The organism is Streptomyces sp. NPDC037100 (assembly GCF_055606225.1).
In genome coordinates this window covers 1-24351 of sequence record NZ_JBVJSX010000005.1, presented here as the reverse complement: position 1 = coordinate 24351, position 24351 = coordinate 1, and the positions used below count along the sequence as shown (strand labels likewise).

20 protein-coding genes are annotated in these 24351 nt (G+C 71.5%); 11 read left to right on the top strand and 9 right to left on the bottom strand.

Translation table 11 applies throughout. From position 1 onward, the window contains the following. Positions 1-17: 17 nt before the first annotated feature. From ACZ7EG_RS17565 to ACZ7EG_RS17535, 7 genes are all read right to left on the bottom strand, one after another. Positions 18-1034, bottom strand: coding sequence for an ABC transporter permease (locus ACZ7EG_RS17565; protein ID WP_471078924.1), 1017 nt, complete (start codon positions 1032-1034; stop codon positions 18-20). After that, positions 1031-2548, bottom strand: coding sequence for a sugar ABC transporter ATP-binding protein (locus ACZ7EG_RS17560; protein ID WP_471078921.1), 1518 nt, complete (start codon positions 2546-2548; stop codon positions 1031-1033). The genes ACZ7EG_RS17565 and ACZ7EG_RS17560 overlap by 4 nt, the downstream gene beginning before the upstream one ends. Positions 2549-2638: 90 nt before the next feature. Then, positions 2639-3820 carry an ROK family transcriptional regulator gene (locus ACZ7EG_RS17555; RefSeq protein WP_471078918.1) on the bottom strand — a complete coding sequence of 394 codons (1182 nt, stop codon included), beginning with the start codon at positions 3818-3820 and terminating at the stop codon, positions 2639-2641. A gap of 220 nt (positions 3821-4040) precedes the next feature. Then, a complete protein-coding gene (locus tag ACZ7EG_RS17550; protein WP_471078915.1) occupies positions 4041-4718 on the bottom strand; it encodes a GntR family transcriptional regulator in 678 nt (225 codons plus the stop codon). Between the two features lie 147 nt (positions 4719-4865). Further along, positions 4866-5804, bottom strand: coding sequence for a beta-ketoacyl-ACP synthase III (locus ACZ7EG_RS17545; protein ID WP_471078912.1), 939 nt, complete (start codon positions 5802-5804; stop codon positions 4866-4868). A gap of 168 nt (positions 5805-5972) precedes the next feature. Further along, positions 5973-6113 (bottom strand): MFS transporter small subunit, encoded by a 141-nt coding sequence (locus tag ACZ7EG_RS17540; RefSeq protein WP_167526639.1) that lies wholly within the window; start codon positions 6111-6113, stop codon positions 5973-5975. Next, entirely contained in the window at positions 6082-7413 is a 1332-nt protein-coding gene (locus ACZ7EG_RS17535; protein WP_471078909.1) for an OFA family MFS transporter, read from the bottom strand. The genes ACZ7EG_RS17540 and ACZ7EG_RS17535 overlap by 32 nt, the downstream gene beginning before the upstream one ends. 233 nt (positions 7414-7646) lie before the next feature. Here ACZ7EG_RS17535 and ACZ7EG_RS17530 point away from each other — a divergent pair, with 233 nt between their 5' ends. The 5 genes from ACZ7EG_RS17530 to fdhD are packed head-to-tail and all read left to right on the top strand — an operon-like array spanning position 7647 to position 14129. After that, a complete protein-coding gene (locus ACZ7EG_RS17530; protein ID WP_471078906.1) occupies positions 7647-8618 on the top strand; it encodes a 2-dehydropantoate 2-reductase in 972 nt (323 codons plus the stop codon). Further along, the gene (locus tag ACZ7EG_RS17525; protein ID WP_471078903.1) at positions 8615-10540 is read left to right on the top strand and encodes a molybdopterin oxidoreductase family protein; all 1926 of its coding nucleotides are present in this window, start codon (positions 8615-8617) and stop codon (positions 10538-10540) included. The genes ACZ7EG_RS17530 and ACZ7EG_RS17525 overlap by 4 nt, the downstream gene beginning before the upstream one ends. Before the next feature lie 7 nt (positions 10541-10547). After that, entirely contained in the window at positions 10548-12380 is a 1833-nt protein-coding gene (locus ACZ7EG_RS17520) for an NAD(P)H-dependent oxidoreductase subunit E (RefSeq protein WP_471078900.1), read from the top strand. Beyond that, positions 12377-13237 carry a 2Fe-2S iron-sulfur cluster-binding protein gene (locus ACZ7EG_RS17515; RefSeq protein WP_471078897.1) on the top strand — a complete coding sequence of 287 codons (861 nt, stop codon included), beginning with the start codon at positions 12377-12379 and terminating at the stop codon, positions 13235-13237. Before ACZ7EG_RS17520 ends, ACZ7EG_RS17515 begins: the two co-directional genes overlap by 4 nt. Positions 13238-13244: 7 nt before the next feature. Then, complete coding sequence (gene fdhD / locus ACZ7EG_RS17510) at positions 13245-14129, top strand: formate dehydrogenase accessory sulfurtransferase FdhD (RefSeq protein WP_471078894.1); 885 nt, start codon at positions 13245-13247, stop codon at positions 14127-14129. Positions 14130-14355: 226 nt separating this feature from the next. On the opposite strand, the gene ACZ7EG_RS17505 is transcribed toward fdhD, so the two are convergent. Beyond that, positions 14356-14793 (bottom strand): MarR family winged helix-turn-helix transcriptional regulator, encoded by a 438-nt coding sequence (locus ACZ7EG_RS17505; protein WP_471078891.1) that lies wholly within the window; start codon positions 14791-14793, stop codon positions 14356-14358. 101 nt (positions 14794-14894) lie between these two features. Here ACZ7EG_RS17505 and ACZ7EG_RS17500 point away from each other — a divergent pair, with 101 nt between their 5' ends. The 3 genes from ACZ7EG_RS17500 to ACZ7EG_RS17490 all read left to right on the top strand — a co-directional run bounded on the left by ACZ7EG_RS17500 (position 14895) and on the right by ACZ7EG_RS17490 (position 19071). Next, positions 14895-15812 carry a quinone oxidoreductase family protein gene (locus ACZ7EG_RS17500; RefSeq protein ID WP_471078888.1) on the top strand — a complete coding sequence of 306 codons (918 nt, stop codon included), beginning with the start codon at positions 14895-14897 and terminating at the stop codon, positions 15810-15812. 140 nt (positions 15813-15952) lie between these two features. Continuing rightward, positions 15953-17824 (top strand): exo-alpha-sialidase, encoded by a 1872-nt coding sequence (locus ACZ7EG_RS17495; protein ID WP_471078885.1) that lies wholly within the window; start codon positions 15953-15955, stop codon positions 17822-17824. Between the two features lie 11 nt (positions 17825-17835). Further along, positions 17836-19071: a DUF4185 domain-containing protein gene (locus ACZ7EG_RS17490; RefSeq protein ID WP_471078882.1), complete on the top strand. Its 1236-nt coding sequence runs from the start codon at positions 17836-17838 to the stop codon at positions 19069-19071. Here ACZ7EG_RS17490 and ACZ7EG_RS17485 read toward each other — a convergent pair. Beyond that, entirely contained in the window at positions 19007-20071 is a 1065-nt protein-coding gene (locus tag ACZ7EG_RS17485) for a bile acid:sodium symporter family protein (protein ID WP_471080361.1), read from the bottom strand. The genes ACZ7EG_RS17490 and ACZ7EG_RS17485 overlap by 65 nt on opposite strands. Before the next feature lie 161 nt (positions 20072-20232). On the opposite strand from ACZ7EG_RS17485, the gene ACZ7EG_RS17480 reads away from it, so the two are divergent. From ACZ7EG_RS17480 to ACZ7EG_RS17470, 3 genes are all read left to right on the top strand, one after another. After that, complete coding sequence (locus tag ACZ7EG_RS17480) at positions 20233-21111, top strand: LysR substrate-binding domain-containing protein (protein ID WP_471078879.1); 879 nt, start codon at positions 20233-20235, stop codon at positions 21109-21111. Positions 21112-21435: 324 nt separating this feature from the next. Continuing rightward, a complete protein-coding gene (locus tag ACZ7EG_RS17475) occupies positions 21436-23262 on the top strand; it encodes an AMP-dependent synthetase/ligase (protein WP_471078876.1) in 1827 nt (608 codons plus the stop codon). Between the two features lie 156 nt (positions 23263-23418). Further along, positions 23419-24210, top strand: coding sequence for an aldo/keto reductase (locus tag ACZ7EG_RS17470; protein ID WP_471080358.1), 792 nt, complete (start codon positions 23419-23421; stop codon positions 24208-24210). The last annotated feature ends 141 nt before the right edge of the window (positions 24211-24351 follow it).

Genomic DNA, 24351 nt, shown 5'->3' with positions numbered 1-24351 from the left:
GGCGGGGAACCCTTTCCTCAGGTCGTGCTCGCGGTACGGCGCTGGACCAGCACGGCGGCGACGATGATCGCGCCCTTGGCGATCTGCTGGACGTCGCTCTGCAGGTTGTTCAGGGCGAAGATGTTGGTGATCGTGAAGAAGATCAGGACGCCGAGCACGGAGCCGGTGATGGTGCCGCGGCCGCCGGTGAGCAGGGTGCCGCCGATGATCGCGGCGGCGATGGCGTCGAGTTCGTAGAGGTTGCCGTTGGTGTTCTGGCCGGAGCCGGACAGGACGATCAGCAGGAAGGCGGCGATGCCGCAGCACAGCCCGGACAGCAGGTAGAGGTAGAGCCGCTGGCGGCGGACGTCGATACCGGCGAGCCGCGCGGCCTCCGGGTTGCCGCCGACCGCGACCGTGCGGCGGCCGAAGGTGGTGCGGTTGAGCACCAGCCAGCCGATGACCGTGACGACGGCGAACACCATGACCAGGGGCGGGATGCCGAGGACGTAGGCGTCGCGCTCCCCCAGGTCCAGGACCGAGGACACGGTGACGATCTGTGTCTTGCCGTCGGTGATCTGCAGGGCGAGGCCGCGGGCGGAGGCCAGCATGGCGAGGGTGGCGATGAACGGCACCATCGAGCCGTAGGCGATGAGCACCCCGTTGACCAGGCCGCAGCCGACTCCGACGACGATCGCGGTGAAGAGGATGCCGGCGAAGCCGTACTCCTGGGTGGCGACCGTGGTGGCCCACACCGAGGCGAGGGCGACGATCGCGCCGACCGACAGGTCGATACCGCCGGAGACGATGACGAAGGTCATGCCGACGGTGACGACGCCGACCACGGAGGCCTGGGTGAGGACCAGTTGCAGATTGCGGGTGTCGAGGAACTCGTCGGGCTTGGTGATGCCGCCGACGACGATCAGCGCGGCGAGCACGCCGAGCAGGGAGAGGGTGCGGACGTCGGCGCGGGCCAGCAGGCCGCGCCAGGCCGGGGGCCGGGCCTCGGGCACCTTCGCGGTGGCGTCCCGCGGCGGGGAGACGGGCTGCGTCATGACGCCGGGCTTCCTTCCATGACCAGGTCGAGTACGCGGTGTTCGTCGAGTTCGCGCGCGGGGGCCGTGTGCACGACCCGGCCCTCGCGCAGCACCAGCACGCGGTCGGCGAGGCCGAGCACTTCGGGCACCTCGCTGGAGACCAGCAGCACGGCGAGGCCCTCGTCCGCGAGCCTGCGGATGACCGCGTAGAGCTCGGCGCGGGCGCCCACGTCGACGCCGCGGGTGGGTTCGTCGAGCAGCAGCACCTTGCAGCCGCGCAGCAGCCAGCGGGCCAGTACGGCCTTCTGCTGGTTGCCACCGGACAGGGTGCGCACGGGCACGGACGGGTTGTCCGGCCGGAGCGACAGTTCGCGGGTGGCGGCCCGGGCGGCACCGAGTTCGGCACCCCGGTCGATCCAGCCTCCGCGCGAGAAGCGGGACATGGAGGAGACCGACACGTTGCGGGTGACGGACTCCAGCATCAGCAGGGCCTGCGCCTTGCGTTCCTCGGGGGCGAGTCCGAGTCCGGCCCGGACGGCGGCGCGTACGCTGCCCGGCCGCAACGCCCTTCCCTCGACCAGAACCTGACCGGCCGTCGGTTTACGGGCGCCGTAGACGGTCTCCAGGATCTCGGAGCGGCCCGAGCCGACGAGTCCGGCGAGGCCGACGATCTCGCCCGGTCGGACCTCCAGGTCCAAGGGCTCGAACTCCCCTTGCCTGGACAACTTTCGGACTGTCAGCACGGGTTCGCCGGGTGGCGGCGAGACGGGCCGGTCGGGGAAGACGTACTCGACTTTGCGGCCCGTCATCAGCGCGACGACCTCGCGGGTCGGCGTCGACTTCGCCGGGAGCCCGTGCGCGACGGCCCGTCCGTCCTTGAGCACCGTCACCCGGTCACCGATGCGGCGGATCTCCTCCAGGCGGTGGGAGATGTAGACGACGGCGACTCCGGCCGCGGTCAGGTCCCCGACGATGCGGAAGAGGTTGTCGACCTCGTCCGGGTCGAGGGCGGCGGACGGCTCGTCCATCACGATGAGCCGCACGTCGTGGGAGAGCGCCCGCGCCATGGACACGATCTGCTGCTGCGCCGCCGACAGCTCCCCCACGAGCCGGGCCGGATCGATCTCGGGATGACCAAGTCGTTTCAGAAGAGCGGCCGTTGACGCCTTGGCCGCCTTGCCCCGGACGACGAATCCCGCGGCGGTCGGCTCGTGCCCGAGATGGACGTTCTCGGCGACCGACAGGTGCTCCACCAGGTCGAGTTCCTGGTAGATGGTGGCGATGCCCAGGCGCATGGCGGCGATCGGCGAGCGGAGCGTGACCTCCTCGCCGCGCCAGCGGAGCCGGCCGGTGTCGGGCTGGTGGGCGCCGGCCAGCACCTTGATGAGGGTGGATTTGCCGGCCCCGTTCTGGCCGAGCAGGCAGTGCACCTCGCCGGCCTGGACGTCGAGGTCGACGCCGTCGAGGGCCCGGACTCCGGGGAACGACTTGGTGATGCCGGACATGCTGAGCAGCGGTGGTTCTGGTGCCATGCTGATTCCCCTTGGCGGGTGGGCCGGTGTCAGGGCAGGGCAGAGCAGAGCTCGGTACCGAAAGCGTGGTGCTGGCGTACTGGAGTGCGCTTATGCGGGAGAGAACAGGTGGTCGCTGATGAGCCGGGCCGCGCCGATCACTCCGGCGGCGGGGCCCAACTCGCCCAGGACGATGGGCAGATTGCCGGTCGCCAGCGGCAGCGACTGGCGGTAGACCTGGGTGCGGATCGCGGCGAGCAGGGTGTGACCGAGGCCGGTGACCCCGCCGCCGATCACCACCAGGCCCGGGTTGAAGAAGCTGACCAGGCCGGCGATGACCTGGCCGGTGCGGTTGCCGCCCTCGCGGATCAGATCGAGGGCGGTGGCGTCACCGGCGGCGGCCGCGGCGGCGACGTCGACGGCGGTGAGACCGCCGTTCGTCTCCAGCCGCGAGGTCAGTTCGGCCGAAAGCCCCTGCTGGGCGGCTTCCGTGGCATCGCGGGCCAGGGCGGCTCCGCTGAAGTGGGCCTCCAGGCAGCCCCGATTGCCGCAGGCGCAGGGGCGGCCGTCGGGGACGGCCTGGATGTGCCCGATGTCGCCGGCGCTGCCCGTCGTGCCGCGGTAGACCCCACCGCCGACGACGATGCCGCAGCCGATGCCGGTGCCGATCTTGACGCAGAGGAAGTCGGCGACCGTGCGCGCGACGCCCGCGTGCTGCTCCCCCATCGCCATCAGGTTCACGTCGTTGTCGACCATGACCGGGCAGCCGAGCTCCTGGCTGAGCGCCTCCCGCACGGGGAAGCCGTCCCAGCCGGGCATGATCGGCGGTGCCACCGGGATGCCCTCGGGGAAGCGGACCGGGCCCGGGACGCCGATGCCGGCGCCGTCGAACCCTTCCGCGAGCCCGGAGGCCTTCAGTTTCGCGGCCATGGCGAGGACCTGCTCGAAGACCGCGACGGGGCCTTCGCGCACGTCCATGGGCTGGTTGAGGTGTCCGAGGGTCTCCAGTTCGGCGTTGGTGACGGCGACGTCGACCGAGGTCGCGCCGATGTCGACGCCGAGGAAGCGCAGCTCGGGGTTGAGCCGGATGTTGTGGGAGCGGCGGCCGCCGCGCGAGGCGGCGAGTCCGTCGGCTACGACCAGCCCCGTCTCCAGCAGCCGGTCCACCTCCACGGCCAGCTTGGACCGCGAGAGATCGACCTGGTCGCCCAGCTGGGCACGGGAGTTGGGGCCGCCGTCACGCAACAGCTTGAGCAGTCGGGCCTGGTGGGCGTTTCCGGGTCGTGCGGTCATGCGTCTCACGAGCCCCTCCCCGCCTCGATCGGCCTGTCCGCGCCGGGTTCCCGCCACCGCGGTGGCTTGCTTTCGGAGGGAACGTAGCAGTGGCTGCCGGGGGTGGGAAGAAGTCTCGCAGGAATTGCCCCCCACTTTTTCCACTCAGTGGACAAAGAAGCCGCCACGCCTGCCCCGCAGCACAGGGCAGGCGTGGCGGCGCTACGGACGCGCAGCGGTGCTACGCACGCGAACGCGCGTGGTACGAGCGCCGCGTGTGCTCGGTGTGTGCGCGCATCAGCTGGGTGGCGCGCTGTTCGTCCCGGTCGGCGACCGCGGCGATGAGTTCGCGGTGCTCGATCCATGACTGGTGACCGCGCCGACGGGCCACCGGCGTGTAGTACCAGCGCACGCGCCGGTCGACCTGGGCGGCGAGTTCGGCGAGGACCGCGTTGCCGGCGAGCTCCATGATCTTGGCGTGGAAGCGGGCGTTCATGGCGACGGCCCCGTCCACGTCGTCGGCCTCGACGGCCTTCTCGCCCTCCGCGCACAGCGCTTCCAGGGCGGCGATGCCCGCGCTGTTCGCGCCCGCCGCCGCGAGCCGGGCCGCCTCGGCCTCCAGGAGCGTACGGACCGTGAGGAGCTGGTCGGCCTCCTCTTCCGTCGGCTCGTGCACGAACGCGCCCTGGGCGGGCCGCAGATCGACCCACCCCTCGGTGTTGAGCCGCTGCAGCGCCTCGCGCACCGGCTGCCGCGAGACGCCGAGATGGCCGGCGAGTTCGCTCTCGACGAGATGCTGGCCGGGCTGCAGCGCACGGGTGGTGATGAGTTCGAGCAGTGCCTCGTAGACACGGTCGCGCAGCGGACCCGGGCGTTCCAGCTTGGGTACCGCCCCCTGGGGCAGGCCTGTCGACAGCATCGCGGTCCCCCTCCTCGGCAGGGCCGTGCACAACACGGCGCGAGCCGGTGTCGCCGCAGAGTCAGTATTGATTGTCTTTCGTCTACAGTCTACGGCCCGCAAGAGCCAGGGTTCCGGGGAGTTGACCGCGTCACACCGCTCTGCCGCTCACGGGCAGCGCACGACCTGCCCGGCGTACGACAGGTTCCCGCCGAAGCCGAACAGCAGCACCGGGTCGCCCGTGGTGATCGCCCCCCGCTCGACCAGCTTCGAGAAGGCCAGCGGGATACTCGCGGCCGAGGTGTTGCCGGACTCCGTGACATCGCGCGCGACGACCGCGTTGACGGCGCCGATCTTCTCCGCGAGGGGTTCGATGATGCGCAGGTTCGCCTGGTGCAGTACGACCCCGGCGAGGTCGGCCGGCTCCAGCCCGGCCCGCTCGCAGGCCCGGCGTGCGATGGGCGGGAGTTGTGTGGTGGCCCAGCGGTAGACGCTCTGGCCCTCCTGGGCGAAGCGCGGCGGGGTGCCCTCGATCCGCACCGCGTGGCCCATCTCTGGCACGGAGCCCCACAGCACCGGCCCGATGGCCGCCTCGCCCGCGGCCTCCACCACCGCCGCCCCGGCCCCGTCCCCGACGAGCACGCACGTGCTGCGGTCGCTCCAGTCGGTCACCTCGGACATCTTGTCGGCCCCGATGACCAGCGCCCGGCTCGCACCCCCCGCGCGGACGGCATGGTCGGCGGTGGCCAGGGCGTGGGTGAACCCGGCGCACACCACGTTGAGGTCCATGGTGGCGGCCTGCGGAATGCCCAGGCGTGCCGCGACCCGGGCGGCCGTGTTGGGCGAGCGGTCGACGGCGGTGGAGGTGGCGACCAGCACCAGGTCGATGTCCGCCGGGGTCAGTCCGGCTGCGGCCAGGGCCTTGGCGGCGGCGTGGGCGGCCAGTTCGTCGACCGGCTCGTCGGGGCCGGCGATGTGACGCGTGCGGATGCCCACCCGGCTCCTGATCCACTCGTCACTGGTGTCCACCAGGCCCGCCAGGTCCTCGTTGGTGAGCACCTTGGCGGGCTGGTAGTGGCCGACGGCGGCGATGCGCGAGCCGTTCATTGGGTGGATCCCCCTCGTTGCCTTGGGTAGCGGATCCACCAGTCTGATCAGTGACTCACGGGTACGACGGCAGCCAAGGCGACAGGAAACAGGCGCCGGGGTTGTCAGCTTCGGTCAGGACCTCGGACGCCCGGACACCTGTCGACCACCCACCGGGCACACCCGCGCCTATCCGGTGAACAGCTGGGTGGCCTTGCGGACGAGCTCGTACAGCCCGTAGGCGAGTGGTACGCCGACCCACACCCAGGCGAGGGCGATCAGCCACCGCCGGTCCGGGCTAGGCGGACTCTGACTGCTGTCGCTCGACATGGGCGGCCTCCTTCGGGGCGGGGACGTGGTGGCGGGGGTCGACGGGCCGGACCAGCTCGTTGGCGACGAAGCCCACGACGAGCAGCCCGATCATGATCACGAAGGACAGCCCGTACAGGGACGCGCCGTGCCGGCCCGCCTCCTCCTGCCGGTCGGCGATCCAGTTCACGATCAGCGGGCCGAGCACCCCGGCCGTGGACCAGGCGGTGAGCAGCCGCCCGTGGATGGCACCGACCTGGTACGTACCGAACAAATCCTTCAGATAGGCGGGAACCGTGGCGAATCCACCGCCGTAGAAGGAGAGGATGACCAGCGCGCACAGGATGAACAGCGGCTTGGAAGAGTCGCCGAACAGGGCGATGAGGGCGTACATCAGGGAGCCGACACCCAGGTAGACGCGGTAGATGTTCTTGCGGCCGATGAGGTCGGACGTGGAGGACCAGCCGATACGGCCGGCCATGTTCGCCGCGGACAGCAGCGCGACGAAACCGGCGGCGGCGGTCACCGACACCGGGGTGGAGGTGTCCGCGAAGAAGTCCGTGATCATCGGCGCGGCCTTCTCCAGGATGCCGATGCCGGCGGTGACGTTCATGCAGAGCACGATCCACAGGAGCCAGAACTGCGGGGTGCGCAGCGCCTGGTTCGCGGAGACCTGCGGGCCGGCAAGAACACTCGGCCCGCTCGCCACGGGCTTCTCGGTACGAGGCACCCGGACCAGCAGCACACCCAGCAGCATGAACACCGCGTACGACAGCCCGTGCACCAGGAAGGCGAGGGCGATGGCGGAGCTGTCACCGCCGAACGACTCCAGCATCTGGGCCGACCAGGGCGAGGCGATGAGCGCGCCGCCGCCGAAGCCCATGATGGCGATGCCGGTGGCCATGCCGGGCCGGTCCGGGAACCACTTGATCAGCGTGGAGACGGGCGAGATGTAGCCGATGCCGAGACCGACGCCGCCGACGAAACCGTAGCCGAACACGATCAGCCAGTACTGCTCCAGGGACGCGCCCAGCGCGGAGAGCAGGAAGCCGCAGGAGAAGCAGATCAGGGCGACGGTCATCGCCCAGCGCGGGCCGTTGCGTTCCACGAGCGTGCCGCCGAACGCGGCGGACAGACCCAGCATGACGATGCCCAGCTGGAAGGGCAGCGCGCTCTGCGTGCCGCTGAGGCCGAGCGCGGACTCCAAGGGCGGCTTGAACACGCTCCAGGCGTAGGCCTGGCCGATGGAGAGATGGACGGAGAGAGCGGCGGGCGGAACGAGCCAGCGGCTCCAGCCCGGGGGCGCGACTGGGGGACTCATGAACCCCGGACGGTAGGGATCCGCACGGGAGTTGGGAAGTCGGCACGTCGACCGTATGCGGTGAACGGTATCCGGCATGCGCCGAACGGTCGGCGCGCGCACCCTTGCCCACCCAACCTCCATACTGTAGACAATATTTCGTCGACACAAGCCGCCGTGAGCCATACGCGACCCGTGAGCGGCGGGACGGCAGCCACCTCCGCGGTATCCCTCGAACCGAACGGAGTGTTCCCGTGAAAGTCGCAGTTCTCGGCGCCGGTGCCATCGGCGCCTACGTCGGCGCCGCGCTCCACCGCGCGGGCGCCGAGGTGCATCTCATCGCCCGTGGACCGCATCTGACGGCCATGAGGCAGCACGGAGTCCGGGTGCGCAGTCCACGCGGCGACTTCACCGCGCGCCCCCACGCCACCGACGACCCGGCCGAAGTCGGCCCGGTCGACCATGTCTTCCTGGGCCTGAAGGCCAACGCGTACGCGGCGTGCGGGCCGCTGATCACGCCGTTGCTGCACCCGACGACCTCGGTCGTCGCGGCCCAGAACGGCATCCCCTGGTGGTACTTCCACCGGCACGGCGGCCCGTACGACGGCCACCGTGTCGAGAGTGTCGACCCGGACGGCGCGGTCAGTGCGGTGCTCGCGCCCGAACGGGCCGTCGGCTGTGTCGTCTACGCGGCGACCGAACTCGAAGGGCCGGGCGTGGTACGGCACTTGGAGGGCACGCGGTTCTCCATCGGCGAGCCCGACCGCAGCCGCTCGGCCCGCTGTCTCGAATTCGGCGAGGCCATGCAGGCGGGCGGCCTGAAGTGCCCCGTCGAACCCGACCTGCGCGGCGACATCTGGGTCAAGCTGCTCGGCAACATCTCCTTCAACCCGATCAGCGCCCTGGCCCGCGCGACCATGCGGCAGATGTGCCTGCACGGCGGCACCCGCAAGGTCATCGAGATCATGATGACCGAGACGCTGGCGGTCGCCGAGGCCCTCGGCTGCGAGGTCGGTGTCTCCATCGAGCGCCGGCTCGCCGGTGCCGAGCGGGTCGGCGACCACCGCACCTCCACGCTCCAGGACCTGGAGCGCGGCAAGCCGCTCGAACTCGACGTGCTGCTCGCGGCGGTCGTCGAGCTGGCGGAGATCACCGGCGTGGAGGTGCCCACCCTGCGCACCGTGCACGCCATCTCGGACCTGCTCGCGCTGAGGAGCGCCGCATGAGGAAACGCGACCGGACCCCCAAGACCTACACCCGGCTCAGCCACCCGCTCGTCCGGGACTCCCGCGACGAGCCGTTCCGGCAGGCCACCTGGGAGGAGGCCCTGGACCGTGCCGCCCGGGGCCTCGGGCGCAACCGCGACGCCTTCGGCATGTTCAGCTGCGCCCGCGCCACCAACGAGATGAACTACGTGGCGCAGAAGTTCGCCCGGGTCGTCATGGGCACCAACAACGTCGACTCCTGCAACCGCACCTGTCACGCCCCGAGCGTGGCGGGCCTGTCGGCGGCGTTCGGATCGGGCGGCGGGACGTCGTCGTACGAGGAGATCGAGCACACCGACGTCATCGTGATGTGGGGCTCCAACGCCCGGTTCGCGCACCCGATCTTCTTCCAGCACGTGCTGAAGGGGATCAGGAACGGCGCCCGGATGTACGTGGTCGATCCACGCCGGACGTCGACCGCCGAGTGGGCGGAGAGCTGGATGGGGCTCAACGTCGGCACGGACATTCCGATGGCGCACGCGATCGGCCGCGAGATCATTCACGCGGGGCTCGCGAACGAGGCGTTCATCGAGCGGGCGACCAGCGGCTTCGACGAGTACAGGGCACTGGTCGAGCCGTGGACGCTGTCGCTCGCCGAGAAGGTGACGGGCGTACCGGCCGCGGCGATCCGGGAGCTGGCGCACGCCTACGCCCGTGCCGAACGGGCCCAGTTGTGCTGGACCCTCGGCATCACCGAGCACCACAACGGCACCGACAACGTCCGCGCCCTGATCAACCTGTCCCTGCTCACCGGGCACGTCGGCCGCTACGGCTCGGGCCTGCAGCCGCTGCGCGGGCAGAACAACGTGCAGGGCGGCGGCGACATGGGCGCGATCCCCAACCGCCTGCCCGGGTTCCAGGACATCCTCGACCCGGATGTGCGGATCAAGTTCGAGTCGGCCTGGGACACCGTGATCCAGCCGCACTACGGCCTGAACCTCACGGAGATGTTCGAGGCCATGGGGGACGGCACGCTCAAGGCCGTCTACTGCATCGGCGAGAACCCGGCCCAGTCGGAGGCCGACAGCGAGCAGGCCGTGCGGCGCTTGAAGGCCCTCGACTTCCTGGTGGTCCAGGACATCTTCCTCACGAAGACCGCCGAGCTCGCGGACGTCGTCCTGCCGGCCACCGCCGGCTGGGCGGAGACCGACGGCACGACCACCAACAGCGAGCGGCGGGTGCAGCGCGTCCGCAAGGCCGTCACCCCGCCCGGTGAGGCTCGCGAGGACATCGACATCATCTGCGACCTCGCGGCCCGCCTCGGCCACGACTGGAAGTACGCCGACGCCGAGACCGTCTGGAACGAACTCCGCTCGGTCTCACCCGACCACTACGGCATGACGTACGAGCGCCTGGAGGCGCACCAGGGCATCCAGTGGCCCTGTCCGAGCACGGACGAGCTCGAACCGACCTATCTGCACGGCAGGTTGTGGGAACGGGACCCGTCGAAGCGCGGCCGGCTCGCGCCCTTCGGCCTCGTGCGGCACGACCCGCCCGTGGACCTCACCGACGAGCGGTACCCGATCCGGCTCACCACCGGGCGGCGGCTCGACTCGTACAACACCGGGGTGCAGAGCGGCGGTTACGCCTCGCCGCTCAGGCGCGGCGAGTTCGTCGAGCTGAGCCCGGAGGACGCCGAACGCTACGGGGTCGTGGTCGGCGAGCACGTCCGGGTGACCTCCCGGCGCGGCTCGGTCACGGCGCCGGTGTGGGTGGACCCCGCGCTGCGACCGGGGCTCGCCTTCATGACCATGCACTTCCCGGACGAGGTGGACACCAACTCGCTGACGATCGAGGCGAACTGCCCGATCGCGGGAACGGCGGAGTTCAAGGCGTCGGCGATCCGGATCGAGAAGCTGCCCATTGCGACCATCGTGGGGTGAAACGTACGTGGACCTGCACTTCGGTGACAGCAAACCGACGGACGAGGAACGGGCGGCCGTCGACGCCCTGCTCGGGCCTCCCGAGTCCTCCTGGGAGGGAGCCGCCCGCGACGAGATGCGAGCCGCCGATCTGAGGTGGGCGCGTGGCGGGCGCGAGGCCCGGGACCGCCGCGACCTGCTGCTGCCGGGGCTGCACGCCGTCAACGACCGGATCGGCTGGATCAGCGAGGGCGCCCTCGACTACCTGTGCCGGCGGCTGACGGTGCCGCCGGCGGAGGCCTACGGGGTCGCCACCTTCTACGCCATGTTCTCGGTCGAGCCGCGTCCGGCGACCGTGCTCCACGTGTGCACGGACCTGGCGTGCGCGGCGGCCGGGGCGCCAAAGCTGTGCGCCGGGATCGAGGAGCGGCTGGGCCTCGGCAGCGGGGTGAGTGTCGAGCGCAGCCCGTGCCTGGGCCTGTGCGAACGCGCCCCGGCGGCGCTCGCGATCAAGGCGGGGGACCCTGTCCGTACGGCGGTCTCGGCGCCGGCGACCGTCCGGGCCGCCGTGCTCGCGGCGAGCTCGCCCGGCTCCGCGCCCGAGGAGCCGCCGGCCGCTCTGGCGGTGCCCCAGGCCGGGCAGGACGGGCTGATGCTGCTGCACCGCGTCGGCGTGGCCGACCCGTCGTCCCTCGACGACTACCGCGCCCACGGCGGCTACGCCGCTCTGCGCAGGGCCTTCGAACTGGGGCCGTCCGGGGTCATCCGCGAGGTCACCGGCTCGGGCCTGGTCGGACGCGGCGGCGCCGCCTTCCCCACCGGCCGCAAGTGGCAGGCCACGGCCTCCCAGCCCGACCGTCCGCACTACCTCGTCTGCAACGCCGACGAGTCCGAGCCGGGCACCTTCAAGGACCGCGTGCTCATGGAGGGCGACCCGTACGCCCTGGTCGAGGCGATGACGATCGCCGGATACGCGACCGGCGCCCACAAGGGGTACCTCTACCTGCGCGGCGAGTACCCGCGCGCCCTGCGCCTGCTGGAGCACGCGATCGCGCAGGCCCGTGCCCGCGGACTGCTCGGTGACGACGTCCTCGGGCAGGGCTACGCCTTCGACATCGAGATCCGGCGCGGCGCGGGCGCCTACATCTGCGGTGAGGAGACGGCCCTGTTCAACTCCATCGAGGGCTATCGGGGCGAGCCCCGCTCCAAGCCGCCGTTCCCGGTGGAGAAGGGCCTGTTCGGCAAGCCGACGGTCGAGAACAACGTCGAGACCCTGGTCAACGTCCTGCCGATCCTGACCATGGGCGCCCCGGCCTACGCGGCGATCGGCACCGGGCGCTCCACCGGGCCGAAGCTGTTCTGCGTGTCGGGGAGTGTGGAGCGGGCCGGTGTCTACGAGGTGCCGTTCGGCGCGACGCTCGGCGAGGTGCTCGCCCTGGCCGGGGTGCGCGAGGGGCTGCGGGCGGTGCTGCTCGGCGGGGCGGCCGGCGGTTTCGTACGGGCCGACGAGCTGGACGTGCCGCTCACCTTCGAAGGGACGCGGGAGGCGGGGACGACGCTCGGCTCGGGGGTCGTCATGGCCTTCGACGACAGCGTGCCGCTGCCCCGGCTGCTGCTGCGCATCGCGGAGTTCTTCCGGGACGAGTCGTGCGGGCAGTGCGTGCCCTGCCGCGTCGGGACGGCGCGGCAGGAGGAGGCGCTGCACCGGATCGTGGAGCGCACGGGCGCCGAGGCCGCCGGCGACATCGCACTGCTGCGGGAGGTGGGTCGCGCCATGCGGGACGCCTCGATCTGCGGTCTCGGGCAGACCGCGTGGAACGCCGTGGAATCCGCCGTCGACCGTCTGGGGGCGTACGAATGACCGTCACACCGCTGGGGATCCCGCGCCGCATGCTGGAGTTCACCATCGACGGGGAGGAGGCGCGGGTTCCCGAGGGTTCGACGATCCTGGACGCGTGCCGGGCGGCCGGGAAGGACATCCCGACCCTGTGCGAGGGCGACACCCTGCGCCCGAAGAACGCCTGCCGGGTGTGTGTCGTGGAGGTCGAGGGGGCCCGCACCCTCGTCCCTGCCTGCTCCCGCAAGGCCGAGCCGGGCATGGAGGTCCGTACGGACACCGAGCGCGCCCGGCACAGCCGCAAGGTCGTCCTCGAGCTGCTCGCGTCCTCGGTCGACCTGTCGACGACACCGAAGGTCGCCGGGTGGCTCAAGGAGTACGAGGCGAAGCCGGACCGTTTTGGTCCGGACGCGGCGCGGCTGAACGAGGAGCCGAGGGTCGACAACGATCTTTATGTCCGCGATTACGACAAGTGCATCCTCTGCTACAAATGCGTCGACGCCTGTGGCGACCAGTGGCAGAACTCCTTTGCGATCTCGGTCGCCGGGCGCGGCTTCGACGCCCGGATCGCCGTGGAGCACGACGCGCCGCTGACCGACTCGGCGTGCGTGTACTGCGGGAACTGCATCGAGGTGTGCCCGACCGGGGCACTGTCCTTCAAGTCCGAGTTCGACATGCGCGCGGCGGGTACCTGGGACGAGTCGCGGCAGACGGAGACGACCACGGTGTGCGCGTACTGCGGAGTGGGCTGCAACCTGACGCTGCACGTGCAGGACAATGAGATCGTGAAGGTCACCTCGCCGCACGACAACCCGGTGACCCACGGCAACCTCTGCATCAAGGGCCGCTTCGGCTACCAGCACGTACAGAACCGGGGCTGATCAGGACATGGGACGAGTCACGGAACGACGCAAGGTGATCCGCATCAGGGACGGGGTGGTCTCCGACCGCCCGGACACCCTCGTCGCCGAGGAGCCGATGGAGATCCGGCTCAACGGCAAGCCCCTGGCGATCACCATGCGCACCCCGGGCGACGACTTCGCGCTGGCGGCGGGCTTCCTGGTGAGCGAGGGGGTGCTGGCCGGGCAGCAGGACCTGCAGAACATCGTCTACTGCGCCGGGGCGACGGCTGGGGGCACCTCCCGCTCGAGCGGAGCCGAGAGTGGGGGAGGCTCGAACACGTACAACGTGGTCGACGTGAAGACGGCCCCGGGCGTGGTGATCCCGGACATCACCCTGGAGCGCAACGTCTACACCACGTCCTCCTGCGGCCTGTGCGGCAAGGCGTCGCTGGACGTGGTGCGCACCACGGCCCGGTGGCCCGTCGCCGACATTCCCCCGGTCCGGGTCTCCCCCGAGCTGCTCGCGAGCCTCCCCGACCGGCTGCGCGCCGCCCAGCGGGTCTTCGACCGGACCGGTGGCCTGCACGCGGCGGCCCTGTTCTCGGAGGAGGGGGAGCTGCTGGACGTCCGGGAGGACGTGGGCCGGCACAACGCGGTCGACAAGCTGGTCGGCCGTGCCCTGCAGAACGGGGAGCTGCCGCTGTCGCGGGCGATCCTGCTCGTGTCGGGCCGGGCCTCCTTCGAGCTGGCGCAGAAGGCCGTGATGGCCGGCATACCCGTCCTGGCTGCCGTGTCGGCGCCGTCCTCGCTGGCGGTGGACCTGGCCGCCGAGGCGGGCCTGACGCTGGTGGGCTTCCTGCGGGGCAGCTCCATGAACGTGTACGCGGGTGGGGACCGCATCGCCCTGCCGGCCGCGGCCGCCCAGGGCTGAGCAGGTTCCTCCGCTGCACGGCGGCGGGGCCCCGACCGGCGGGGAGCGCCCCCTGCGCCGCAGGGGCCCCGTCTCGGCCTGCCCTCACGAAGACCCGCCCGGGACTTGGCTCGGCCTGCCCTGACACCCCGTGATCGAGCGGCCATGAGAGCGACGGCGGTTCCCCGCTCGGTGAGAAGGACCTCGTCTCGGCCTGCCGGCGCGAAGACAGGCCCCGGCCGGGCCCTCAGTCGGCCGTACCCGATATCCGGGCCAGCATCGCCGTGAACTGCTGCCGCTCGGCCGGCGACAGCGGTGCGAGCAGTTCGTCGTTGGCGGCGCGGGCCGCCTTCTCGCAGCGCTTCAGCAGCCGGGCTCCCCGCGGGGTGAGGGACACCGCGTTCTTGCGGCGGTCCCGCGGGTCCGGCTCGCGTACCACCAGACCCGCCGACTGGAGATCGTCGAGCACGCCGACGAGGTCCTTGGGGTCCAGCCGGACTCCGCGGGCGAGATCCGCCTGGGCCACGGGGGCGAGGTCGCGGACGGCGGACAGCACCACGTGGTGCCACATCCGCATGTCCTCCTCCGCCAGCGCCTCGACCACCAGGGCCCGGCCGCGGGCGGCGGCGCGGCCGAGCAGCCAGCTGGGCAGGGAGCGGATCGCGGGGAGGGGAGCTTCCGACATGGCCGCAGCCTAGCCAAGAAATCGTTGGTTCTCCCTATGATCCTCCTATACCGTTGGGCATCCCAACGATCTCGTTGGGACACCAACGACCCGGAGGTGTGATGCGCCGCGTCCGCTACGAATCCCCAGGCGGCCCCCTCTTCACGGAGGAGGCGCCGCTCCCCGTGCCCGGCCCCGGAGAGCTGCTCGTGCGCGCGGAGGCGATCGGCGTCACGCTCCCGGTCGTACGCAAGGTCACCGAGGCGGCCGAACCGGTCCCGCTCGGCGGCGAGATCGCCGGGCACGTCACGGCCGTCGGGGAGGGCGTCACCCGCTTCGGCACCGGCGACCGGGTGACCGGGCTCTGCATCGGCCACGGCTACGCGGACTTCGCGGTGCTGCACGAGGCCATGGCCTCCCCGGTCCCGGGACACGCGAGCGCCGTCGACGCGGTCGCCCTGGTCCGCAGCGGCCTGGTCGCCCTCGGCGCCCTGGAGGCGGCCCGCCCCGAGCCGGGTGAGGCGGCCCTGGTCACGGCGGCCGCGAGTGGCGTCGGCCAGCTGGCCGTACAGCTGGCGAGGACGCGCGGCGCCGGACGCGTGGTGGGAGCCGTATCCGACCCGGGCAAGGCCGACTTCGTGCGCGGTCTCGGCGCCGACCACGCCATCTCCTACGGCGACGCGAGCTGGGGAACGCCGGTGGACTACGTCCTGGACGCGGTCGGCGGCGAGCTGCTCACCCGCGCCCTGCACGCACTCGTCCCCGAGGGGCGGCTGGTTGCGTACAGCTCGGGCGGCGGCGCCATCCAGGCCTACGACCTGCTCGTGGGCGCCAAGTCGGTCATCGGGTTCCAGATGGCCCGCGTCGCCCGGGGCAAGCCGGAGCTGTACGAGCAGTGGCGTGAGGAACTGTGGCGGCTGTTCGCGGCCGGAGAGCTCAGGCCCGTCGTCCACGGGGAGTTCGCCCTGGAGGACGCGGCGAAGGCGCACGCGGAGATCGAGGGGCGGTCCAACCTGGGCAAGGTCGTCCTGATCCCCTGACGCACGCTTCTTGTGGGGGGTCTGTGAACCCAAGTACCGTCTGTGGCCCAGACATTGGACGTGGAATGTCCGGATGACCGGATGTCCTCTCCCACGCCCCGGTGGTCCAGCCGACAGACGCATGAAGGGCAGGTCGCACCATGCCGTCAAGTCTTCGCGCACGTCTGAGATCCACCCTGACAGCCGCCGTCGCCGCCGGGGCGCTGCTCGCGCCCACCGCCCCGGCACACAGCCGACCCGCCACGGACTCAACGGAGTTCGAGCAGCAGGTGCTCTTCAAGGCGTCCCAGGATCCGGGCTACGCCTGCTTCCGGATCCCGGCGATGGTGCGCACCACCAGCGGCACCCTGCTCGCCTTCGCCGAGGGCCGTGTCCTCAACTGCGGTGACGCGGCCGACATCGACATCGTCGTCAAGCGCTCCACCGACGGCGGCCGTACCTGGGGGCCGCTCCAGGTCGTCACCGAGGGCGCGGGCGACACGCACGGCAACCCGGCGCCCGTCGTGGACCGCAGGACGGGCCGGATCCTGCTGGCCGAGACGTACAACACCGGCCGTACGGACGCCGGCAACTGCACCGTCCCCTGCGACCGCACCCCGCACCTGCAGTACAGCGACGACGACGGCCGTACCTGGTCGAAGCCGCGCGACCTGAGCGGCGAGATCCTGCCGGAGGACTGGAACTCCTGGTACGCGACCGGGCCCGTGCACGGCATCCAGCTGACCCGCGGCAAACACGCCGGGCGGCTCGTGTTCGGCGTCAACACCGAGACGTGGAACGGCAGCCGGGTCTCCGCCAACCACGCCGCGCTCGTCGTGAGCGACGACGGCGGCGACGCCTGGCGGGTCGGCGCCACGGACACCTGGCCCATAGCGCAGGACGGCACGTTCCGGCAGAAGCCGTCCGAGGTGACGCTCACCGAACGCGCCGACGGCGCCCTGCTCGTCAGCGGCCGGGAACAGGACGGCACCGACCTGGGCCACCGCTCCCAGACCCTCAGCCTCGACGGCGGCGACAGCTTCGCCACGCCCTTCCGCGACCTGCCGGACCTGTACACCCCGCAGGTCCAGGGCGCGACCCTGCGCCTCGGCCACCGGATGCTGCTGTCCGCTCCGGCCGACCCCGACCGCCGCCGCACGATGATGGTCCGCTCCTCCTACGACGGCGGGCGCACCTGGGAGAGCGTGGACCGGGGCACCGTCGTCACCACGGACTGGTCCGGCTACTCGGACATGGCGGCCCTGGGCGGCACGACGGTGGGGCTGCTGTACGAGGGCGGTGCGGTCGACGCGCGCGACGAGATCCGCTTCGCCCGCTTCACCGAGGACTGGCTGAAGCCACGCCGGGGCGCCGACCCGACCACGCGTGACGCCGCGGCGGGCGGCAGGCCCGCCGCCGTGCTCGGCGGTGCCGCGCGGACGGACGGTGTCCGGGGCGGCGCACTGTCCTTCGACGGCGCCGACGACGCCGTCCGGCTCCCGTACCGGTCCAGGTTGCCGCTCGGAGAAGGGGACTTCACGGCGTCGCTGCACTTCCGCTACACGGCCACGGCCGGCGAGCAGCCCTTCCTGTGGATGGGCGGCATCGGCAGCACCCAGCCGCAGATCTGGCTGCGCGGGGAACCCGCGAGCGACCGGGTCCGGGCGCTGATCACCACCAGGTCCGGTGCGACGACCGTCAGGTCGGCCTCGGTGTGGACCGACGGCGCCCACAACGACGGCCACTGGCACCACCTGGCGCTGCGCCGGGGCGGCGGGCGGCTGACGCTGTTCCTCGACGGCACGCCGCTCGCCGCCGCTGACGTGCCGGGATCGGTCAGCCGTAACTCGCCGTTCGGCGTGCACATCGGCCAGCGCATGGACAGCCGGGCGTTCCTCACCGGGGCGATCGACGACGTCCGGGTGTGGAACCGGGCCCTGAGCGACGAGGAGCTGGCCTCCGGCGCCTCGGGCGCGGCCTCCCGGGGCACGGTGCTGTGGCTGCCCATGGACCGGGTGAGCGGCAGCAACTAACGTCACGGGACGTGCCCGACGACTCAGGAGCATTACGAGCACGACAGCGCACGGGAACCGGGATCGGCCTGCTGCTGGTCCTGGTTCTCGGCGCGGCGCTGCTCATCGCCCTGCCCGGCGGCGACGGTTCCGACGACGACAGCTGTGAGGCGCTCACCGTCGGATCCTGGGACACGGACGACGCCCTCGACGCCGAGTTCGCCCGCTACGGAGACGACGCGAGCCGTACGGACGACTGGACCGGTGGCGACGGCACCCACTCGGTGCGGTTGCCGGACGGCCGGGTGCTGTGGCTGTTCTCGGACACCTTCCTGGGCCGGGTGTACGGCCCGCCCAACCCGCACGGTGAGTCCTACGCCTGGCGGGACGCCACCACGCCGCTGGTGCGCAACTCGGCCGTGCTGATGCGCGACGGCCGGCTCGAGGCCACCCTGCCCGCCCCGCTGTTCGCCGACCCGGCACCGAACCAGTGGCGCTGGCCGGTCGCCGCACGCGTCGAACCCCGCTCCCCCGGCTCCCCGGAACAGGTCCTGCGGGTGCTGCTGTGGGTGCGCACGGCAGGGCAGGCCCCCTGGATCTACGGGGTGCCCACCGCGACCGAGGTCGCCACGCTGTCGCTGCCCGAGCTGCGTCTGGAGTCGATCGTCGAGGTGCTCGGCCAGCAGTCGGTACCCGACCCGTCCCGGCGGGTGCTGTTCGGCACGACGCTGGTCGAGGAGGGCGGCTGGACCTATGTGTTCGGCGGTGACGACGGCCGGGCCGCCTCCAGGCCCGCCTCGCACGCGTACGCGGCCCGGGTGCCGGAGGGCGCGCTCGCGGATCCGGCGGCCTGGCAGTACTGGAGCGGCTCGGCGTGGGTGCCCCGCGCCCGCCCCCGGCCGGTGCTCGGGGACGGGCGGCGCAAGGGCGTGGGCAGCGCGTTCTCGGTCGTCCGGGAGGGCGGTACGTACGTGCTGTTCACGATGGCCGCCGGCCCGAAGGGGCTGACCACCGTGGCGTCCTACTGGGCCTGCTCCCCGGCCGGGCCGTGGCACGGCCCGGCGAAGGAGTTCGGCCCGCCGCTGCCGCAGGGGCAGGTGGCCGCCTACAACCCGCAGGCGCATCCGGTGCTGAGCGGTGACGGGCGACTCGTCCTGAGCTATGACGTCAACTGGCTGGAGACGGCGGGCGCCGCCGCCCAGCTCAGCCGGAACGTCTCCCTGTACCGACCGCGGTTCGTGTCGTTGCGACTGGCTGCGGTGCGGTGACCTCCGCCGCCGCCTCCCGCGCGCGCCGCTTGGCGATCACCGCGCACACGATGAGCTGCATCTGGTGGAAGAGCATCAGCGGCAGCACGGCGAGCGCCGCCTGCGCGCCGAACAGGACGCCGGCCATGGGCAGTCCGGCCGCCAGGGACTTCTTCGAGCCGGCGAACTGGATCGCGATCCGGTCCGCCCGGCCGAAGCCCAGCGCCTTGCCGCCGTACCAGGTGAGCAGCAGCATCACGGCGAGGATCACGGCCATCACGACGGCCAGGCCGCCGAGCCGCACCGGGCTGACCTGGTGCCAGATGCCCTGGACCATGCCCGCGCTGAACGCGGTGTAGACGACGAGCAGGATCGAGCCACGGTCCACCAGTCCGAGGACCTGCTTGTGGCGCGTGGCGAAGCCACCCTCCCGTCGCCCACCACCACCCTGCCCGACGCGCTTCGCGCGGCCCCTCCTGACTCCGCAGCGGCGCAGCAACTGCCCGGCCAGGAACGGCACCAGCAGTTGCAGCACGATCTTCAGCAGCGAGTCGGCGGAGAAGCCGCCCCCGCCGCCGAGCAGCGAGGCCGCGAGCAGCGGGGTGGCGACGATGCCGACGAGGGAGGAGAAGGAGCCCGCGCAGATCGCGGCGGGCACGTTGCCGCGGGCCATCGAGGTGAAGGCGATCGACGACTGGACGGTCGACGGGACCAGGGTGAGGAAGAGCAGGCCCTGGTAGAGCGGGTGCGTCAGGATCACCGGCACCAGCCCGCGGGCCGCGAGGCCGAGCAACGGGAAGATGAGGAACGTGCAGGCCAGAATCGTCACGTGCAGCCGCCAGTGCCGCAGCCCGTCGAGCGCCTCACGCGTGGACAGCCGGGCGCCGTACAGGAAGAAGAGCAGGGCGACCGCCGCCGTGGAGGCACGCGAGGCGACATCGGCGGCCGGCCCGCGCGCCGGGAACAGTGCGGCGAGGCCGACCGTCCCGAGGAGGAGCAGGATGTAGGGGTCGATCGGCATCCAATGCGGCCGGCGCAGGCGTTTCACGGTGCTCCATTTGCTTTGGCACTTCGGTCGGTCCGGGCCAGTAGCGGCCCCCTTCCATCCTGCTTCGCCCACCGGCGATCGGGAATCCCGCATACCGCTCTCACTGTCATTGCGTTCCGCGATAATCTGGGCTCATGTACGACCCGTCCCATCTGCGCACCTTCCTGTCGGTGGCGCAGACGCTGAGTTTCACGCAGGCCGCGCGGCGGCTCGGGGTGCGGCAGTCGACGGTCAGCCAGCACGTGCGGCGCCTGGAGGGCGCCACCGGGCGGACGCTGTTCACCCGGGACACGCACTCCGTGGAGCTGACCGAGGACGGCGAGGCCATGCTCGGCTTCGCGCGCCGGATCCTGGAGGTGCACGAGCAGGCGACGGCGTTCTTCACGGGCACCCGGCTGCGCGGCCGGCTGCGTTTCGGCGCCTCGGAGGACTTCGTCCTGACCCGGCTGCCCGAGATCCTGGAGGGCTTCCGGCACGAGCACCCGGAGGTCGACCTGGAACTGACGGTAGAGCTGTCGGGCACGCTGCACGAGCAACTGGCCGCGGGGAAGCTGGATCTGGTTCTGGCCAAGCGGCGACCCGAGGACCCACGGGGCGAGCTGGTCCGGCACGACCGGCTGGTGTGGATCGGCGCGGAACGTCTCCGGCTCGACCCGGACCGCCCGGTGCCGCTCATCGTCTACCCGCCGCCCGGCATCACCCGCGCACTCGCCCTGGAGGCCCTGGAACGGCAGGGCCGCGACTGGCGCGTGGTGTGCACCAGCGGCAGCCTCAACGGCCTCGTCGCGGCGGCCCGGGCCGGTCTCGGCGTGATGGCCCACTCCCGCGGCCTGATCCCGCCGGGTCTGGTCCGGGTCCCTGACCGGGCGGGGCTGCCGGAACTGGGGCAGGTCGACTTCGTCCTGGTCCACGGCCGGCGCCGCCCCTCCGCCCAGGGCGCGGCGGACGCCCTGGCAGCGGCGGTCCTGGCGGGCGGCGACCGGCTGCGGGGCAGCGCGCGCAAGGGACTCTGACCTGGCCGGACAGTCGCCTCCGACAGAAGTGGAGTGACAGAATCCGTCGCCGTCCCGCTGACAGAAGGGACCCCGTTCGGCGGCGCGTCGCACCCCGGCCGGACTCGTACAGATTCGGTGGAGATTACGGCACCGAAACTTACTCAACCGTCAGGTTTGTGTCCGACCCTTCCCCATGTGAGTGCTTTTTCCCTCGCTGACCAGCGCGGACCGGAACGGTGTGCGCTTCCGTACCCCCTCCCGCCCCCTGGCCGGGTGGGGTAGCTTTCACGGCGCTGTGCGGGGCGTCACTCGACAAGAGCGCTGAGGAACGGGGAGCGGGGTTTGCGCGAGTTCACCAACCCTCCGCCCGCGTTGGCACCTCCGGTGGGCGGTCTGGCCGACGTGGTCTTCGAGCATGCCCAGGAGGACCCGCAGCACATCGCGCTGGGCCGCAAGGACGACTCCGGTCAATGGCAGGACGTCACCAGCGCCGAGTTCCGCGACGAGGTGCTCGCCCTGGCCAAGGGCCTGCTGGCGAGCGGCATCCGGTTCGGCGACCGGGTCGCGATCATGTCCCGCACGCGCTACGAGTGGACCCTCTTCGACTACGCGCTGTGGACGATCGGCGCCCAGGTCGTGCCGGTCTATCCGACGTCCTCGGCCGAGCAGTGCTTCTGGATGCTCTACGACGCCGAGGTGACGGCCGCGGTCGTGGAGCACGAGGACCACGCGATGACGATCGCCACCGTCATCGACCGGCTCCCCCGGTTGCGCCGGCTGTGGCAGCTGGACTCCGGTGCCCTGCACGAGCTGTACGACGCGGGCGCGCACCTCGACGACGAGGTGGTGCACCGCCACCGGCAGGCCGTCACGCCCGACTCGGTCGCCACGATCATCTACACCTCGGGCACCACCGGCCGCCCCAAGGGCTGTGTCATCACGCACGGCAACTTCATGTACGAGGCGGACACCGTCATCGAGCGCTGGGAGCCGGTGTTCCACTCCCGGCGCGGCGACGAGGCGGCGACCCTGCTGTTCCTGCCGCTCGCGCACGTCTTCGGGCGGATGGTCCAGGTCGCCGGGATCCGCGGCAAGGTGAAGTTCGGCCACCAGCCGCAGCTGAACGCGGCGGCCCTGCTGCCGGATCTGGCCGCGTTCAAGCCGACGTTCTTCCTGGCCGTGCCGTACATCTTCGAGAAGGTGTTCAACGCGGCCCGCCGCAAGGCCGAGAAGGAGGGCCGCTCCGGCCCCTTCGAGAAGGCCGTCGACATCGCCATCCGGTACGCGGACGCGATGGAGGCCAAGGCCTGGGGCACCGGCCCCGGCCCGTCGGCGGGCCTGCGCATGCAGCACCAGCTGTTCGACAAGCTCGTCTACACCAAGATCCGCGCCGCGATGGGCGGCCGCATCAAGCACGCCATGTCCGGCGGCTCGGCGATGGACCGCCGCCTCGGGCTGTTCTTCGCCGGGGCGGGCGTGCACATCTACGAGGGCTACGGTCTGACCGAGTCCACGGCGGCCGCGACCGCCAACCCGCCCGGGCGCACCCGGTTCGGCACGGTGGGGCAGCCCATCCCGGGCATGACCGTGCACATCGCGGACGACGGTGAGATCTGGCTGCACGGCGAGAACGTCTTCCAGGGGTATCTCAACAACCAGAAGGCCACCGACGCGACCCTGCACGACGGCTGGCTGGCCACCGGCGACCTCGGCGCGCTGGACGAGGACGGCTTCCTCACCATCACCGGCCGCAAGAAGGAGATCCTGGTCACGTCCGGCGGCAAGAGCGTTTCGCCCGGTGTGCTGGAGGAACGCGTCCGGGACCATCCGCTGGTCAACCAGTGCATCGTCGTCGGCAACGACCGCCCGTACATCGCCGCCCTGGTCACCCTCGACCAGGAGGCCGTGGAGCACTGGCTGGCCATGCGGGCCAAGCCGCAGATGTCCCCCGCGGAGCTGGTGCGCGACGCGGATCTGGAGACGGAGGTGCGCCGCGCGGTGGTCGCCGCCAACACCCTCGTCTCGCAGGCCGAGTCGATCCGCACCTTCCGCATACTGGCCCAGCCGTTCACGGAGGAGCACGGGCTGCTGACCCCGTCCCTCAAGCTGAAGCGGAAGGCCATCGAGAAGGCGTACGAGAACGAGGTCGACGCGCTCTACCGGGCGTGACCTCCGTCCCGCGGGGCAGGTGTGGCTTCGGAATTCTCCCGTCAGGAATGCATCACCGCCCGTGATCGTTGACGATGGGAGCACACTGACCACTTACCGAAGGATCGAGAGCTCGTGAGCAAGGTCCCCCCGATCATCCTGAACAACGGCGTCGAGATGCCCCAGCTGGGCTTCGGCGTCTGGCAGGTGCCGGACGCCGAGGCCGAGACGGCCGTCGGGACGGCACTGGAGGCCGGGTACCGCAGCATCGACACCGCGGCGATCTACGGCAACGAGGAGGGCACCGGCAAGGCCATCGCCGCCGCCGGTCTGCCCCGCGAGGAGCTCTTCGTCACCACGAAGCTCTGGAACGCCGACCAGGGATACGACTCCACGCTGCGCGCCTTCGACACGTCGCTGGACAAGCTCGGCCTGGACTTCATCGACCTGTACCTGATCCACTGGCCGACGCCGGAGCGGGGTCTGTACGTCGACACCTACAAGGCGTTCGAGAAGCTGCACGCCGACGGCCGGATTCGGGCCATCGGTGTCTCCAACTTCCTTCCCGAGCACCTTCAGAAGCTGATCGGCGAGACGTCGGTCGTCCCGGCCGTGAACCAGATCGAGCTGCACCCGCACCTGCAGCAGGCCGCCTCCCGTGAGTACCACGCGCAGCAGGGCATCGCCACGGAGGCCTGGTCCCCGCTCGGCCAGGGCAAGGGCCTGCTGGAGGTCCCGGCGATCGTGGCCATCGCCCGCAAGCACGACCGCACCCCGGCCCAGGTGGTGCTGCGCTGGCACATCCAGCTGGGCAACGTGGTGATCCCGAAGTCCGTGACGCCGTCGCGGATCAAGGAGAACATCGAGGTGTTCGACTTCAGCCTCGACGACGAGGACCTCGCGGCGATCAGTGCCCTGAACGAGGACCGGCGCATCGGCCCGGACCCGGCGGAGTTCAACGGCGCCTGAGCCCTACCGGCCGCACCCGGGCCCGGAGCCCCCTCGCGGGGCCGGGCCCCCGGCAGCGCCCCGGTCCGGAGCCCCCTCGCGGGGCCCGGGCCGGGCCGCTGCCGTTCCGGGGAGGAGCCCTCTCGCGGGGCGGGCCGGGGC

What these genes read in the sequence shown, in the direction of transcription:
- ACZ7EG_RS17565 (WP_471078924.1), bottom strand. Translation starts at nt 1,034, where the DNA reads ATGACGCAGCCCGTCTCCCCGCCGCGGGACGCCACCGCGAAGGTGCCC.
- ACZ7EG_RS17560 (WP_471078921.1), bottom strand. Translation starts at nt 2,548, where the DNA reads ATGGCACCAGAACCACCGCTGCTCAGCATGTCCGGCATCACCAAGTCG.
- ACZ7EG_RS17555 (WP_471078918.1), bottom strand. Translation starts at nt 3,820, where the DNA reads ATGACCGCACGACCCGGAAACGCCCACCAGGCCCGACTGCTCAAGCTG.
- ACZ7EG_RS17550 (WP_471078915.1), bottom strand. Translation starts at nt 4,718, where the DNA reads ATGCTGTCGACAGGCCTGCCCCAGGGGGCGGTACCCAAGCTGGAACGC.
- ACZ7EG_RS17545 (WP_471078912.1), bottom strand. Translation starts at nt 5,804, where the DNA reads ATGAACGGCTCGCGCATCGCCGCCGTCGGCCACTACCAGCCCGCCAAG.
- ACZ7EG_RS17540 (WP_167526639.1), bottom strand. Translation starts at nt 6,113, where the DNA reads ATGTCGAGCGACAGCAGTCAGAGTCCGCCTAGCCCGGACCGGCGGTGG.
- ACZ7EG_RS17535 (WP_471078909.1), bottom strand. Translation starts at nt 7,413, where the DNA reads ATGAGTCCCCCAGTCGCGCCCCCGGGCTGGAGCCGCTGGCTCGTTCCG.
- ACZ7EG_RS17525 (WP_471078903.1), top strand. Translation starts at nt 8,615, where the DNA reads ATGAGGAAACGCGACCGGACCCCCAAGACCTACACCCGGCTCAGCCAC.
- ACZ7EG_RS17515 (WP_471078897.1), top strand. Translation starts at nt 12,377, where the DNA reads ATGACCGTCACACCGCTGGGGATCCCGCGCCGCATGCTGGAGTTCACC.
- fdhD (WP_471078894.1), top strand. Translation starts at nt 13,245, where the DNA reads ATGGGACGAGTCACGGAACGACGCAAGGTGATCCGCATCAGGGACGGG.
- ACZ7EG_RS17505 (WP_471078891.1), bottom strand. Translation starts at nt 14,793, where the DNA reads ATGTCGGAAGCTCCCCTCCCCGCGATCCGCTCCCTGCCCAGCTGGCTG.
- ACZ7EG_RS17500 (WP_471078888.1), top strand. Translation starts at nt 14,895, where the DNA reads ATGCGCCGCGTCCGCTACGAATCCCCAGGCGGCCCCCTCTTCACGGAG.
- ACZ7EG_RS17495 (WP_471078885.1), top strand. Translation starts at nt 15,953, where the DNA reads ATGCCGTCAAGTCTTCGCGCACGTCTGAGATCCACCCTGACAGCCGCC.
- ACZ7EG_RS17485 (WP_471080361.1), bottom strand. Translation starts at nt 20,071, where the DNA reads ATGCCGATCGACCCCTACATCCTGCTCCTCCTCGGGACGGTCGGCCTC.
- ACZ7EG_RS17480 (WP_471078879.1), top strand. Translation starts at nt 20,233, where the DNA reads ATGTACGACCCGTCCCATCTGCGCACCTTCCTGTCGGTGGCGCAGACG.
- ACZ7EG_RS17470 (WP_471080358.1), top strand. Translation starts at nt 23,419, where the DNA reads ATGCCCCAGCTGGGCTTCGGCGTCTGGCAGGTGCCGGACGCCGAGGCC.